This window comes from Streptomyces sp. NPDC090106 (genome assembly GCF_044747265.1).
Classification (GTDB): Bacteria; Actinomycetota; Actinomycetes; order Streptomycetales; family Streptomycetaceae; genus Streptomyces.
In genome coordinates, this window is the sequence record NZ_JBIVDS010000007.1 from 272,845 (window position 1) to 287,719 (window position 14,875).

Consider the following 14,875-nt stretch of genomic DNA (forward strand, 5'->3'; position numbering starts at 1 on the left):
GACGTGATGTTGCGAGAGTGTCAAACGGTGTACATGGCCGCGTCAATAGTTTTCGAACGACGTCCGACAGGCCGAACAGCAACTTTTCCGAGGTGGCGGGACGTCTCTCAACTCCGCCGCATCCAGGACCGGGTGCCGAACGAGGCGCACGCCCGCGACGCGATCGCGGCGGCGGCTTCCAACGCGTCCGCGAAGTCCCGCCCCTCCGCGAGGTACCGGACGAGCGCCCCGTGCAGGACGTCACCCGCTCCCAGCGTGTCCGCGACCCGCACCCCGGGCACCTCCACGGTGCCGCCCCCGTCCGGCCCCGCCCAGGTGACGGGCTCCGCGCCCCGGCTGACGGCCGACCAGACGACCCCCTGCTCGCGCAGCCAGTCGAGCGTGTCGACCGCGCCGGGCGGACGGAATCCCTCGGAGCAGACGGCGACGTCGATCGATGCCAGCAGCTCCTCCGTCCCGTCCTTCCAGCTGCCGCCGTCCAGCACGGTCGTCCGCCCGGCGGCCCGCGCGGCCCGGACCGTTGCGAGCGCCAACTCCATGTGATGCCCGTCTACTTCGACCACATCGCACTCCGCCACCCATGCGTCGAGGCCGTCCGGCGGGGCGACACGACGGCCCGCCGCGTTGGTCGAGGCGACCGCGCGCTCCCCGCTGGCGGCGGTCACGAGGACGGACGAGACGGCGGGCGGCCGGAGCGAGCCCGCGGCCAGATCGCACACGGTCACCCCGAGCGCCTCCAGGTCCGCGGTCACCGCCCGCCCGAGCGGATGCGCCCCGATCGCGGTGAGCAGCCGGGCCTCGCCGCCCAGATGCGCGAAGGTCGCCGCCGCGTTCGCCGCCGGTCCGCCGGCCGCCACGGTCTGCTCGCGGGCCGTCAGCTTCTCGTCGGGCCCCGGCACACGGTCCACGAGCTGGATCACGTCGAGCGTGGCCAGTCCGACGAACAGTCCTCTTGCGCGTCCACGCGTCACCGGGACAGTTCAGCACGCCGCACGAGGTGGCGCAGGCCGGTTTCCCGGCGGCCGTCGGGCGGCGCGTACGGCCTGTCGTGCAGGCGGCGTCCATGGGGCCGGTCCGCAGCCGGCCGGACCCATGGACGCCGCGGTCGTTCCGGGCTGGGCGAGGAGTTCACGCGGCCTGGCGTGACTCGTGGCGCCAGAAGCCCGAGAAGAAGATGCGGTCCTTGGCGAGGCCCTGCCGGTGCAGATGGCGGCGCCCCTCGGTGGCCAGCGTGGACTCGCCGACGACGAACGCGTAGCCGCCCGCGTCGACGGCGGTGTGGCGCAGGAGTTCGGCGAGCGCGTCGGTCCCCGGCACGGTGGCGTGGTCGTCGCGGACGATCCAGGTGACGTCGACTCCCGGGGGCGCGTCGATGTCGCGCCGGTCGGCGGCGGTGGGTACCTCCTGGATGACCCGGCCCACGGTGTCGCGCGGCAGGGAGCGCAGGATGTTGGTGGTGGCGGGCAGGCCGGTCTCGTCGGCCACGACGATGACCTCGGAGGCGTCCGTCGGGCAGTCGAAGAGCAGCCCTTGGTCGAGGACGGCGAGGGTGTCGCCCGCGCGGGCCCGGCAGGCCCAGATGGCGGCCCGGCCCTCCAGTTCGCCGGTCGGGCCCACGTGCACGACGAAGTCGATGTCCATCTCCGCGTCCGCCTCGCCACTGTCGTCGGCGGCCGGGCGGAAGTCCGCGACGGTGTAGTTCGCGCAGTGGGGGCGCTCGTCGTCCGGGATGGCCAGATACGGCTTGTACCAGCGGTCGCCGGTGAACTCCGGGAGCGTCAGGCCCTGTTGGTGGGGGAGCGGGAGGAACAGGCGGAACCAGTGGTCGTAGCCCTGCCAGGAGAACTCGGTGAGTTCCGGGCCGGTCACGGTGACACGGTGGATCGACGGGGAGACGCGCTCGGTGCGGACGACCTGGGCGCGGAACATCCTCGGGTGCTGGGGCATCAGCCGGTGGATCTTCGCCATGCTTGAAGGTTAGCCTAACCTTAGACGGGATTGACGCAATTAGGTAAGGCTAAGCTAATCTCCGTTCGTGAGTTCTGGTGAAGAAGCAAACGAGCCCTCCCCCTCCCGTGGTCAGCGGCTGACCGCACGGGACGTGACCGTGTCGTACGACGGCACGGACGTCGTGCACGGCGCGGCGATCACGCTCCGGCCCGGACAGGTGACGGCGCTCGTCGGCCCCAACGGCAGCGGCAAGTCCACGCTGCTGCGGACGCTGTCCCGGCTCCAGCAGGCCCGCACGGCCACGCTGACACTGGACGACCGGGGAGGCACCGCGACCGACGCGCTCGCGCTGACGGCACGTGAGTTCTCCCGCCAGGTCGCGCTGCTCACCCAGAGCCGTCCCACGCCGAGCGGACTGACCGTGCGGGACATCGTCGAGTTCGGGCGCTACCCCTACCGGGGCCGCTGGGGCCGCGCCGATCCCGAGGGTTCCGCGGCCGTGGGCCGGGCGCTCGCCCTGACCGACCTGGAACCCCTCGCCGAGCGGGGTGCCGAGCACCTCTCCGGCGGGCAGCTCCAGCGCGTCTGGCTGGCGGGCTGCCTCGCCCAGGACACCGGCGTGCTGCTCCTCGACGAACCCACCACCTACCTCGATCTGCGCTACCAGGTCGAACTGCTCGACCTGATCCGGGATCTGGCCGACCTGCACGGCATCGCCGTCGGCGTCGTCCTGCACGACCTGGACCAGGCCGCCGCCGTCGCCGACCGGGTCACCCTGCTCCACGAAGGGCGCGTCGTCGCCGACGGCACCCCCGAGGACGTCCTCACCGCCGAGCGCCTGACCGCGACGTACGGCATCCGTATCGACGTCGACACCGACCCCCTCACGGGCCGGCTGCGCACCCGCGCCGTCGGCCGCCACCACGCACGCACCGAAAGGCTCAGCACCACCTCATGAGACGCCCTCTGATCGTCCTCGCCTCCGTGTCCAGCGCCCTCGTCCTCGCCGGCTGCGGCACCACCGAGCCCGCCGCGGACAGCTCCAGCGCCAAGCCCGCCGAGAGCATCACCCTCACCGACGCCTCCGGCGCGAAGGTCAAGCTGGACGGGCCGGCCAAGAAGGTCGTCGGCACGGAGTGGAACGTGGTCGAGAACCTCGTCTCCCTCGGTGTCGACCCCGTCGGTGTCGCCGACGTCAAGGGCTACACGACGTGGGACACCTCCGCCCCGCTGACCAACTCGCCCAAGGACATAGGCACCCGCGGCGAGCCCAGCATGGACACCATCGCCTCGCTCTCCCCTGACCTGATCGTCGCCACCACCGACCTGACCGCCTCCGCGGTCAAGCAGCTGCGCGAGATCGCCCCGGTCCTCCAGGTGCGCTCGGCCAACGCCGCCGACCAGATCGGCCAGATCGAGACCAACGTCGACCTCATCGCCCAGGCCACCGGCACCACCGACCAGGCCGAGAAGCTGAAGACCGACTTCGACGCCAAGGTCGCCGAGGGCAAGAAGGCCCTCGCCGACGCCGGTCTCGACGGCCAGGAGATCGCCTTCGCCGACGGCTACGTCGCCTCCAACCAGGTCTCCATCCGGCCCTACACCAGCGGTTCGCTGATCGGCACGGTCAACGAGGAGCTGGGCCTGAAGAACGCCTGGACCATCAAGGGCGACGAGAACTACGGCCTGGCCACCACCGACGTCGAGGGCCTGTCCGACCTCGGTGACGTGCAGTTCGCCTACATCGGCAGCGACAGCGAGACCAGCGACCCGTTCGCGGACGACCTCGCCAAGAACGCCGTCTGGAAGGGCCTGCCCTTCGTGAAGAAGAACAACGTGCACCGGCTGCCCGACGGCATCTGGATGTTCGGCGGCCAGAAGTCCATGGAGGCCTACATCGACGCGCTCGTGGCCGCGCTGACGAAGTAGCCGGACCCCGCCCCACGGGCCCCGCCCCACCGGCCCGCGCTCCACCGGACATCGCCACAGCAGACGACTGGACGACACAGCACCATGACCGTCACCGCAACCGCACCCACCACCGGCTCACCGGCCGTCGCCGCCCGGACGGGCGCGACCGCGGTGACGGCCGTGCTCGTCCTCCTCGTCGCCGTCCTGGCGGTCGTCGACATCACCCAGGGCACGGCGGCCGTCGGCCCGTCCGAGGTGTGGAAGGCACTCACCGGACGGGCCGACCCCGCCGACGCGTCCGTCGTCATCGCCTCCCGGCTGCCCCGGATGGCCGCCGGACTGCTCGTCGGCGCCGCGCTCGGCATCGCGGGCGCGGCCCTCCAGGCCGTCAGCCGCAACGTCCTCGCCGCCCCCGACACCCTGGCCGTGAACGCCGGTTCGTATCTGGCGCTCGGGGTGCTCACCGTCAGCGGGGCGTCCCTGCCGCTGCTCGCCTCCTCGGGCGTCGCGTTCGCCGGGGGCCTCGCCGCGGCGGCGGTCGTGCTCTCGCTGTCCGGCCTGGGCACCGGCACCGTCCGGCTCGTCCTCGCGGGCAGCGCCCTCACCCTCGGCCTGACCTCCATCACCGAGGGCCTGCTGCTGCTCTTCCCCGAGCAGACCAACGGCCTCTACCAGTGGAACCAGGGCAGCATCAGCCAGAACGGCTTCGACGGCGTCGTCCAGATGGCGCCCGTCGCCCTCGTCGGACTGGTCGGCCTGCTGCTCGTCGCCCGGCGCGTGGACGCGCTGGCGCTCGGCGACGACGCCGCCCGCGGGCTCGGGGTCCCGGTGCGGGCGACCCGGATCACGGTCGTCGTGCTCGCGGCCCTGCTCTCCGCAGCCGCCGTCACCCTCGCCGGACCCATCGGCTTCGTCGGCCTGTGCGCCCCCGCGCTGGTGCGGCCCCTGGCCCGCCGGATGCGGCCGTTCACCCGCATCCGGCTGAACCTGCCCGTGGCCGGACTCGTCGGCGCCGGCATCGTGCTCGGCGCGGACGTCCTGCTGCGCGCGACGGTCTCCGCCGAGTCGGCCGTCGCCGTCCCCACCGGCGTCGTCACCAGCATCGTCGGCGCCGTCTTCCTCGTCGCCATGGCGCTGCGGGTGCGGGACACCGCCGCCGCCAGGGCGCCCGAGCGGCTGCGGATCGTCAGCCGTGCCGCCTACCTGGCGACGCTGGGCGTTCTGGTCGCGGCGCTGGTCGCGGTGTGCGTCGCCGGAGTGCTCCTCGGCGACACCAAGCTGCTCATGGGGGACGTCGTCAACTGGGCCCAGGGCCGGGCGGCGCAGTCCGTCTCCTTCGTCCTGGACACCCGCGTGCCCCGGGTCCTGGCCGCCCTCCTCGCCGGAGCGGCGCTCGCCCTGTCCGGCACCCTGGTGCAGGCCGTCACCCGCAATCCGCTCGCCGAACCCGCCGTCCTCGGTGTGTCCGGCGGAGCCGCCCTGGGCGCGGTCCTGTTCGTCACCTCGGTGTCGACGGCGGGCTCCTGGAGCGTGGCCGGAGCGGCGTTCGCGGGCGCGGCCGTCACCGCGGTCGTCGTGTTCGGGCTCGCCGCACGCGGCGGCTACGGACAGAACCGGCTGGTCCTGGTCGGCGTCGGCGTCGCCGCCGCGACCAGCGCGCTCATCAGCCTGTTCATCGTGCTCACCGACCCGTTCAACGCGACGAAGGCGATCACCTGGCTGTCGGGCTCGACCTACGGCCGCACCCTGCCGGACGCGCTGCCCGTCGTCGGCGCCCTGGTGATCGGGCTGGTGGTGGCCCTGACCCGGCGTGCCGAACTCGACCTGGTCTCCCTCGACGACGACACGCCGTCGCTGCTCGGCCTGCGACCGGGGCCCGCCCGGCTCGGATTCCTCGTCGTGAGTGTGCTGTTGAGCGCCACGGCCGTGGCCGCCGCCGGCACGATCGGTTTCGTCGGCCTGGTCGCGCCGCACGCGGCCCGTGCGCTGGTCGGCCGCCGGCACGGCCGGGTCGTCCCGGTCGCCGTCCTCCTCGGCGCCGTCCTGGTGTGCGCCGCCGACATCCTCGGCCGCACCGTGATCGCCCCGGCCCAGCTCGGCGCCGGTCTGATGACGGCCGTCATCGGCACCCCGTACTTCCTGTACCTGCTGATCCGCACGCGGAGTTGACCGGACGCGGCGGCGCCCGACGGGGCCCGGCGGACCCTCCTTGCGGGAGTCCGCCGGGCCCTGCGTCCTACATGTCGGCAGATGTCGCTCCGGTGTCCGGGAAAGATCGTGATGTTGCGATTCGGTGAAGCCGTGGTCATTTGGGTACAGCCTGTCGCGAATATGTGTTGATATTGCAAAGACCTGGACGGGTGGAACACGCCAGGTGGCCGAAACCAGCTTGCCCAGACACCCCCCACGAGGGTTCTCCCGCGGTACAGCGCCCGCCGGGTCGCGCCGACCCACCCGTCCTCGGCGTCTGTCCCGCCTGCTGAAGGAACCCTCGATGGCTGATGTATCCAACTTCTATTACGGAGCCGTGACGCCCGTCGCCTCCTACGTGATGGCCTGTCTCGGCGCCGCGCTCGGTCTGCGCTGTACGACCCGCTCGCTGCGGCGCTCGCAGCGCAGAGCCGGCTGGCTGCTGCTGGGCGCGATCGCGCTCGGCTGCGGCATCTGGACCATGCACTTCATCGCCATGATCGGCTTCAACGTCCAGGGCGCGCTGGTCAGTTACGACACCCGGCTGACCGTGCTGAGCCTCCTCGTCGCGATCGCCGTGGTCTCCGTCGGGGTCTTCCTCGTCGGCTACCGCGGCTCCTCGCGGCTCAACCTGGGCCTCGCCGGAACCCTCACCGGTGTCGGCGTCGCCGCCATGCACTACATCGGCATGGCGGCCATGCACGCCCAGGGCGCGATCCGCTACGACACGACCGTCGTGGCGCTGTCCGTGGTCATCGCGGTGGTCGCGGCGACCGCGGCCCTGTGGGCGGCCGTCTCCGTGAGCGGCGTCTGGTCCAGCCTCGGCGCCAGCCTCGTCATGGGCATAGCGGTCACCGGCATGCACTACACGGGCATGGCCGCGGTCTCTGTCGACGTCACCGGCAAGGTCGTGTCGACGCAGTCCTCCACCAGCCTGCTGTCCTTCCTGCTGATGATGCTGGCGGGCCCGCTCATCGTGCTGCTGATCGCGGCCGTCATCGTGATGTTCGACCCGGACATGATGGTGGGCGTGGACGACCCGCGGGACAAGGCCCTCGCGCCCGGCGGCGCCCACGCCGCGGACCCGGCCCAGGACATGAACCGCACCTCGGGCTCGTACTCCAGCTGGTAGGCGGCCGGACGCGGTCCAGAGCCCGCCGACCGGAACCTTCCGGTCGGCGGGCTCTTCGTCATCGCGGCGCGATCCGCACGACCCCCGTGACGGTGCCCTGGTAGACGACACCGCCCGGGGCGATGGACCCGGCCATCTGAAGGGTGTCGAACAGGGACGACGTCCCCAGGTAGTGGGTGCGCACGACCGCGCCCGTGGCCGGATCGATCTGGGCGTAGTAGTAGGGGTCCAGGAGCGAGGTCGCGTCGCTCCCCGCCAGCAGCGAGCCGCGCAGCACGGTGTGGATGAGGCCGTCGGCGGTCGACAGCCGGGGCACCGCGGCCGACCGTACGACGGTGTCCCAGCGCAGGTCGCAGCCGCTGCCGTCGGCGCGCACGTCGACCCGGGTCAGCCCGCCGGGGAAGTCCGCCGAGGCCGGCACGCTCTCCCCGGCGTCGTCGGGCACCGCCGGGTACGGGTAGCCGTAGGTGCTGGCCACGAAGACCGAACGCCCGGCCCCGATGGGGGAGTTCTCGCTGCCGCTGCCCCCGGCGAGCAGTACCGGCACGGAGCAGACGACGGCGCCCGTGTCGGTGCGGTGGACGAGCAGGCTCTCCGTGGGGGAGGCGTTGTCGACGATCGCCACGTAGTCGGTGCCGTCGCCGGGGCCGAAGAACGTCGGGGTGGATCCGGTGCCCGGGCTCAGCTGACCCGGCTTGCGCGCCGGACCCCGGTCGTAGGGCTGCCGCCAGGCGACGCGGGGCGTGCCGTCGGCGTCCGCGGTGAGCAGATAGGTCGCGTGGGTGGTGGCGATCGCCGTCCCGGAGGGGGAGGTGGAGATCGAGTTGTCCACGCGCTCACCGGCTGGCAGCGCCAGGGTGCGCACCGTGCCCGTCGCCTCGTCCGCCGTGCCGACGGTCCCGCCGCCGGTGACGAACCACACCCTGCCCTGCCAGTCGGGCGCGAGACCGGTCACCGCGTCGCCCTCCGGGACCGCCGCGCTCAGCGGCAGTGAACGGTCCGCCGTCAGCTGCCAGGCCCCGTCGGTGGTGCGGTGGTGTCCGATGCGCAGCAGCCGGTTGTCGCCGTCGACCACCACCAGCCGGTCGTCCTGGTCCAGATAGGCGTAGACCCCGCCCAGCAGCGAGCCCTTGGTGAGGGAGAGCTGTGCCAGTGGCTCGCCGGTGTCCGGGTCCAGCAGACGCACGGTCGGCACCCGGGTCAGGATCGGGGTGCACAGCGCGACGGGGTACCCGTCGGCGCCGACGAGGATCGTCGGGCACGCGGACTGGAGGGCGATCCGGCGGGAGGAGAGGGCGCCCGCCCCCGGCCCCGGCAGGGGTGTGGCGTCGGAGGAACCGGTGTCGCCGTGCATGGTCGCCGTGCCGTCCGGTCCGGCGTACGGGTTGTGCGGTGGCAGCGGGGTGAACTCCGGGGCCGCGGCCCCGGCCGGGGAGAGCGCCGCGGCCAGCAGCAGCGCGACGGACGCGGCGAGCGCGCCGGTGCGCGCGAGCCGGAAGTGGGTCATCGGCAGAGTCCCATCGGGAAGCGGCACCGCCGGGCGGCACCGGCGCAGGGTTCGACAGGCCGGCCGCGGGCGGCGGCGGACCTGGATCAGGAGACGTGCCGGGCGCCGCGAGGCACCGGGCGGGCGCGTGTCAGACGGCGGTGGTCCGACAGAGCGCGGAGCACGCGTAGGCCAGGTCGACGTGGAGTCGACGGCTCAGATACGCGTGATCGGACATGCCGGCCATGGTTCAACAGGGGCAGGTACCTGACAAGATCTGTCTCATCGGTCGGACGCGGGACCGCCGGGCCCCGCATGTCCGGTGCCGATGCGGTCAGTTGGCCGGACGGGCGGGACCCTCCTTGTCGAACCACAGCTTGTGCACGGCGACTTCGAGGGTGCACTCGGTCTCCAGTACGCCCTCCAGGGGGCGCACCCGCTCCTGGAGGAACCGCCACAGCGCCGTGTCGTCGGCGGTGAGGACCTGGGCGAAGACGTCGGCCCGGCCCAGGGTGGTGGAGACGTAGCTGATCTCGCGGCAGGCGGTCAGTCGTGCGACGACGGACTCGTGGTGCTCGGGGGCCACCTTCAGGAACAGCAGCGCCAGCCGGGCCGTGCTGAAGCGGCCGGGCTCCGCGAAGGCGGTGATCTTGAGGACGCCGTCCTCCTCCAGGCGCCGGAAGCGGCTGCGTACCGTGCCCTCGGAGACGTCGAGCGACCGGGCGATCTCCCGGAAGGCGCGGCGTCCGTCCTGCTCCAGTTCGCCGATGATCGCGCGGTCGAGGTCGTCGAGTTCGATGCCCATGGGCGTGATGGTAGGCGATCCCCGCCGGTGCGCGGTCACGCGTTCCGTGCCGCGACGGGCCCCTGTCTCCGCAATGCGTATACGAACGGCGCATCGTTTACGCATTGCGCAGCCCCAACCCCTTGCGCTGACGAACTGCGGGTTCTAACGTCCTGCACTAACGCAATGCGCAGGACAGCATCCGTTTGGGTGTTGTTTTGCGTAGAGCAAGGCCCTTCTGGTTACGCAAGGAGTCGGACATGCCGTCGCCCGCACCCACCCCGCACCCGCCCGCCGACCTCGACTTCGCCTGGCCCTCGGGCAGCCGGGCGGCCGTGTCGTTCACCTTCGACGTGGACGCGGAGGCCGGCTGGCTCGGCGAGGACGCGTCCTACGCACGCCGGCTGACCAGCCTCTCCGAGGGCCGCTACGGCGTCGTCCGCGGCGTGCCCCGCATCCTCCGGCTCCTCGCCGACCACGGCATCCGCGCCACCTTCTTCGTCCCCGGCCACACCGCCGAGCGGCACCCGGGCACCGTCGAGGACATCCTGGCCGCGGGCCACGAGATCGGCCACCACGGACATCTGCACCTGCGCAGCGACAAGGTCTCCGCCGCCGAACAGCGCGCCGAGATCGAGCGCGGACTCGTCGCCCTCACCGCCGCCGGGGCACCCGTCCCCACCGGATACCGCTCCTCCTCCTGGGAACTGACCCCGGAGACCTTCGCCCTGCTCGACGAGTACGGCTTCGGCTACGACTCCTCCTGCATGGGCGACGACCGCCCCTACTACGAGACCCACGACGGCCGGTCCCTGCTCGAACTGCCCGTGCACTGGTCCCTCGACGACTGGCCGCGCTACGGCTGGAACATCGACACCGGCGGCAACACCGCCGCCCCCGGCGAACTGCACACCTCCTGGCTCACCGAGTACGCGTGGGCCAAGACCGAGCGCCGCCACGTCTGTTACACCCTGCACCCCGAAGTCGTCGGCCGCCCGCAGCGGTTCGCCGAACTCGTCCGGCTCGTCGAGGCCATCGCCGAGGACGGCCAGGCATGGAACGCCCCCCTCGCCGACGTCGCCGCGCACGTACGCCCCCTGCTGCCCGTCCCCGCGGCGGCGGGCCGGTGACCGGGCCCGCCGCCCACCCCCGGTTCGTGTCCACCCGGACCGAACCCCGGGCCCGGGGAGCCGAGTTCGGCGAGACCTGGCGTGAACGCGTGACCGCGACGGCCGACGCCTACCGCGAACTCTTCGCCCGGGGCGGCATCCACGACCTCACCGCCCCCGGCGCCCGCGCGCTGGCCGCCGTCGAGGAGTGGGCCCCGTACCTGGCCGCCGAGATCCGCGGCATCGCCGACGGCGCCGCGCTGCCCGCCGAGACCGTCGCCGCCGTCAACGCCCGCACCGAACTCCTGGCGAGCACCCGCACGGGGGGCGAGTGCTCGACGATCGTCGCCCTGCGCGACGGCGACGACGAACCCGTGGCCGCGCAGAACTGGGACTGGTACGCCGGACACGCCGCGAACTGGCTGGAGTGGGAGATCCCGCACGCCGACGGACGGCGCACCACGACCCTCACCGAGTTCGGGATCGTCGGCAAGATCGGTGTCAACGACCGCGGTGTGGCCTGCCTGTTCAACATCCTCCACCACCGCGCCGACACCGGCGCCCACGGCGTCCCCGTGCACGTCGTCGCCCGGCGGCTGCTCGACGAGGCCGACACCGTCACCGACGCCCTGCGGATCATCGGCCGGGCCGCGACCGGCGCGTCCACCACGATCACCGTCGTCGGCGGGCGCGGCGCGGGCCGCAGCGCCGTGGCCGCCGAACTGTGGCCCGGGGGACCCGGCCACGTCCTGCCCGACCCCGACGGACTGCTCCTGCACACCAACCACTTCCTGAGCCGGCCCGGCGCCCACGGCGACACCGAACCCCGCACCGACCCCGACACCCTCGTGCGCTACGAGGTGCTGCGCCGCACCCTGCACGCGCGCGGCCGGGACCTCACCGGCGCCGAGGCGCTCGCCGCGCTCAGCGACCACGAAGGCGGCGTGTGCGTGCACGCGCCCGACGGCGCCGACGACGTCTTCCAGACCCTCGCCGCCGTCCGCATCGACTTCACCGCCCGCGGTCTGGACATCCGTCCGGGACCGCCCTGCCGCCGCCCCCGCGACGGCAGTTGACCGATCCCCATCCACCCGAGGAACGACATGCTCCACCTCAAGCGCATCGACAACATGGACATCCTCACCCACGACGTCGGCCGGCTCGTGGACTTCTACCACGGCGTCCTCGGCCTCGGCTTCCACCTGCCGTACGAGCCGGAGGAACAGTGGGCCGCCCTCGACCTCGGCAACCTCACCCTCTACCTGTTCGCCTCCGAGACCGGCGAACACGTCCCGCGCCGCACGGAGATCAACGCCGACAACGCCCCCGGCCTCGACTCCTTCGCGTTCGAGGTGGACGACCTGGACCTCGCCCACGCGGAACTCGACGGACGCGTGGAGTGGGTGACCGGGAAGGAGATCGTCTGGACCCACCCCTCCGGCGTCCGCTACCGCTACCGCCCGTTCTACGACCCCGACGGCAACATGCTGTACATCACCGAGCCGCACCGGGACATCACCGAGCCGCACCGGGCCGACGCGTGAGCGCCCCCGCCACCGGCTCCCTCGCCGGACGCACCGCCCTGATCACCGGCGCCGCCCGCGGCATGGGCCGCACCCACGCCCTCGCGCTCGCCGCCCGCGGCGCCGCCGTCGCCCTCGCCGACCTCGACGTCGACGAACTCGACCGCACCGTCGCCGAGGTCCGCGCCGCCGGCGGCCGGGCCGAGGGCTTCATCGCCGACATCACCTCCCGCGAACACGCCGAGGACCTCGTCCTGCGCGCCGCCGCACGGTGGGGCGGCCTCGACATCCTCGTCCACAACGCCGGCCTCATGTTCTCCATGACCGGCCTCGCCGACACCGACGACGACGACTTCGAACGGCTCCTCGCCGTCAACGTCCGCGCACCGCTGCGGCTGACCCGCGCCGCACTGCCGTATCTGCGCGCCAGCCGGGCCGCCCGGATCGTCTTCGTCTCCTCCCAGTGGGGACAGGTGCCCGACGGCCACTCCTACGGCTACATGGTCTCCAAGGCCGCCCAGCTCGGACTGATGAAGACCCTCGCCAAGGAGTTCGCGAGCGAGCGGATCATGGTCAACGCCGTGGCCCCCGGCGCCGTCGCCACCCGCATGGTGCCCGACGAGAACCACGCGGCGGAGGTCGCCGCCGTCCCCATCGGCCGGCTCGCCGACCCCGCCGAGATCTCCGAGGTGGTGGCGTTCCTCGCCGCCGACACCGGCGCGTTCATCACCGGCCAGACCATCCCCGTCAACGGCGGCGCCCTGCTCGTCGGCATCTGACCCGTCCCCCCCCGGAGGAACCCCATGTCTTCTGCCACCGCCCTCGGCAAACGCGACCAGGCCGAACGCGCCATGCGCCACTCCTGGTTCCCCGTCGCCCGCTCCACCGACCTCGCCACGCCCCAGCCGGCCACCCTGCTCGGCGAGAAGCTCGTCGTGTGGCGCTCGGCCGACGGCACGGCCCGCGTCAGCGCCCGGCGCTGCCCCCACCGAGGCGCCGACCTCTCCCAGGGCACCGTCACCGGCGGCTCGCTGGGCTGTCCCTACCACGGCTGGCGCTTCGACGGCACGGACGGCCACTGCACGCAGGTGCCCTCCCTCGCCGACCAGTCGGGCATCCCGCCCCGCGCCGCGATCCGCACCTACCCGGCCGTCGAACGCTTCGGCCACGTCTGGACGGTCCTGGAGGAACCCGTCACCGACCTCTACGACCCCGAGGAATGGCGCGGACGCGACCTCGTCTGGCTCGCCGCCGACCCCCTGTCCTCACCCACCGGCGTCGCCGTCGCCATCGAGAACTTCCGTGACGTCGCCCACTTCCCCTTCGTCCACCAGGTCTCCATGGGCCCCACCCCCGAGGTCGTCGAGCCCCTCCAGGTCCGCCGCGACGGCATCGACGTCCACATGAACCACCACCTGGACGCCGGTTCGGGCGACTGGGCCGCCCAGGGCGACTGCCTCATGGCCTACCACTGCACCGCCCCCGGCTTCGCCTCCATCAGCTACCACTACGACCTCGCGGGCCTGCGCGTCGTCGCGGGCTTCCCCTCCCCGGTCTCCTACGAGGAGGTGCGCATCTTCTGGGGCGTCGCCAACGAACGGGACTTCAAGGGAGCCTCCCTGGAGGAGTGCCTGCGCGTCGAGGAGATGGTCTACCTGGAGGACCTCCCGATCACCGCGCACATCGAACCCCGCGAGGTGCCCTGGGACGCCGACGTCCCGGAGTTCTCGGCCCCCGCCGACCTGTTCACCCTCAACTACCGTCGCGCCTTCACGGAGTTGATGCGCCGCACGGCGGCCCTGGTGGAACCCGCGGAGTACGACCGTGTCCCGGCCCGCTGACCGCCCCGCCCCGCCGCCGCTGCGCGTCCTGACCCGGCACGACGCCGCCGACGGGGTCGTCGCCCTCACCCTCGCCGACCCCGCGGGCCGCCCCCTGCCCGCCTGGACACCCGGCGCGCACGTCGACCTCCACCTGGGCGGCGACGTCGTACGGCAGTACTCCCTGTGCTCCGACCCCCAGGACCTGTCCCACTACCGGATCGCGGTGCTGGACGTGCCCGGCGGCCGGGGCGGCTCCCGGCGGGTGCACGCCGCACTGCGGCCGGGCACCGAACTGCCCGTCTCCGCGCCCCGCAACCGGTTCCCGCTCACCGAGGACGCCGCCGACTACGTCCTGATCGCCGGGGGCATCGGCATCACCCCGCTGCTGCCCATGGCCGCCCGGCTGACCGCACTCGGCCGCCCCTGGCGGATGCTCTACGCCGGCCGCTCCCGCACCACCATGGCCTTCCTCGGCGAACCGCCGCCCCAACGGGTCACGGTCGTCGCCGAGGACGAGTCGGGCCGCCCCGACCTCGCCGCCTACCTGGCCCCCCACCCCCGGGCCACGGTCTACGCCTGCGGCCCCGCCGGACTCCTCGACGCCGTCCGCGCGCTCCACCCCGGCCCCGTGCACACCGAACGCTTCACCGCCGAACCGGCGCCCGCCCCCGGCGACGACGGCATCTTCACCGTCGAACTCGCCCGCACCGGCACCGAGGTGACCGTCCCGCCCGGCCGCAGCATCCTCGAAGCGGTCCGCGCCGCCGGCACCCCGGTGGCCTCCTCCTGCGAGAGCGGCATCTGCGGCACCTGCGAGACCAAGGTCCTCGCCGGACGCCCCGACCACCGGGACGACCTGCTCACCCCCGACGAGCGGGCCTGCGGCGACACCATGATGATCTGCGTCTCGCGCAGCGCGGACGCACGCCTCGTCCTCGATCTGTGAGCGCGGCTCCCGCGCACTTCC

At 72.9% G+C, this 14,875-nt stretch carries 13 protein-coding genes and 1 pseudogene; 10 read left to right on the forward strand and 4 right to left on the reverse strand.

Annotated elements, in window-relative coordinates:
• Positions 1-107: 107 nt before the first annotated feature.
• Positions 108-971 (reverse strand): PfkB family carbohydrate kinase, encoded by an 864-nt coding sequence (locus ACIPSE_RS23920; protein WP_401665431.1) that lies wholly within the window; start codon positions 969-971, stop codon positions 108-110.
• 157 nt (positions 972-1,128) lie between these two features.
• Positions 1,129-1,968, reverse strand: coding sequence for a siderophore-interacting protein (locus tag ACIPSE_RS23925; RefSeq protein WP_401665434.1), 840 nt, complete (start codon positions 1,966-1,968; stop codon positions 1,129-1,131).
• 67 nt (positions 1,969-2,035) lie between these two features.
• Here ACIPSE_RS23925 and ACIPSE_RS23930 point away from each other — a divergent pair, with 67 nt between their 5' ends.
• The 4 genes and pseudogenes from ACIPSE_RS23930 (at position 2,036) to ACIPSE_RS23945 (ending at position 7,183) form a co-directional block, all read left to right on the forward strand.
• Entirely contained in the window at positions 2,036-2,908 is an 873-nt protein-coding gene (locus tag ACIPSE_RS23930) for an ABC transporter ATP-binding protein (protein WP_401665436.1), read from the forward strand.
• On the forward strand, positions 2,905-3,879 hold the full coding sequence (locus ACIPSE_RS23935; RefSeq protein WP_401665439.1) for an ABC transporter substrate-binding protein: 975 nt from the start codon (positions 2,905-2,907) through the stop codon (positions 3,877-3,879). The genes ACIPSE_RS23930 and ACIPSE_RS23935 overlap by 4 nt, the downstream gene beginning before the upstream one ends.
• A 78-nt stretch (positions 3,880-3,957) precedes the next feature.
• Positions 3,958-6,030, forward strand: a pseudogene (locus tag ACIPSE_RS23940) (iron ABC transporter permease); the annotation flags it as partial.
• A gap of 325 nt (positions 6,031-6,355) precedes the next feature.
• Entirely contained in the window at positions 6,356-7,183 is an 828-nt protein-coding gene (locus ACIPSE_RS23945; protein WP_401665441.1) for an MHYT domain-containing protein, read from the forward strand.
• Between the two features lie 58 nt (positions 7,184-7,241).
• Here the strand turns inward: ACIPSE_RS23945 and ACIPSE_RS23950 are convergent, their stop codons facing one another.
• Positions 7,242-8,690, reverse strand: a complete 1,449-nt coding sequence (locus ACIPSE_RS23950) for a hypothetical protein (protein ID WP_401665444.1) — start codon at positions 8,688-8,690, stop codon at positions 7,242-7,244.
• A gap of 313 nt (positions 8,691-9,003) precedes the next feature.
• The gene (locus ACIPSE_RS23955; protein WP_401665447.1) at positions 9,004-9,474 is read right to left on the reverse strand and encodes an Lrp/AsnC family transcriptional regulator; all 471 of its coding nucleotides are present in this window, start codon (positions 9,472-9,474) and stop codon (positions 9,004-9,006) included.
• Between the two features lie 239 nt (positions 9,475-9,713).
• Between ACIPSE_RS23955 and ACIPSE_RS23960 the strand changes: the two genes are divergently transcribed.
• Genes ACIPSE_RS23960 through ACIPSE_RS23985 form a run of 6 tightly spaced genes read left to right on the forward strand, consistent with a single transcriptional unit; the run spans position 9,714 to position 14,854 of the window.
• Positions 9,714-10,583, forward strand: a complete 870-nt coding sequence (locus ACIPSE_RS23960; RefSeq protein WP_401665450.1) for a polysaccharide deacetylase — start codon at positions 9,714-9,716, stop codon at positions 10,581-10,583.
• Between the two features lie 26 nt (positions 10,584-10,609).
• Positions 10,610-11,638: a C45 family autoproteolytic acyltransferase/hydolase gene (locus ACIPSE_RS23965; RefSeq protein WP_401665453.1), complete on the forward strand. Its 1,029-nt coding sequence runs from the start codon at positions 10,610-10,612 to the stop codon at positions 11,636-11,638.
• A 27-nt stretch (positions 11,639-11,665) separates the two neighbouring features.
• The gene (locus tag ACIPSE_RS23970) at positions 11,666-12,106 is read left to right on the forward strand and encodes a VOC family protein (protein WP_401665456.1); all 441 of its coding nucleotides are present in this window, start codon (positions 11,666-11,668) and stop codon (positions 12,104-12,106) included.
• Positions 12,103-12,864, forward strand: coding sequence for an SDR family NAD(P)-dependent oxidoreductase (locus ACIPSE_RS23975; protein ID WP_401665459.1), 762 nt, complete (start codon positions 12,103-12,105; stop codon positions 12,862-12,864). The genes ACIPSE_RS23970 and ACIPSE_RS23975 overlap by 4 nt, the downstream gene beginning before the upstream one ends.
• A 24-nt stretch (positions 12,865-12,888) precedes the next feature.
• Positions 12,889-13,926, forward strand: coding sequence for a Rieske 2Fe-2S domain-containing protein (locus tag ACIPSE_RS23980; RefSeq protein WP_401665462.1), 1,038 nt, complete (start codon positions 12,889-12,891; stop codon positions 13,924-13,926).
• Positions 13,910-14,854 (forward strand): PDR/VanB family oxidoreductase, encoded by a 945-nt coding sequence (locus tag ACIPSE_RS23985; RefSeq protein WP_401665465.1) that lies wholly within the window; start codon positions 13,910-13,912, stop codon positions 14,852-14,854. Before ACIPSE_RS23980 ends, ACIPSE_RS23985 begins: the two co-directional genes overlap by 17 nt.
• The last annotated feature ends 21 nt before the right edge of the window (positions 14,855-14,875 follow it).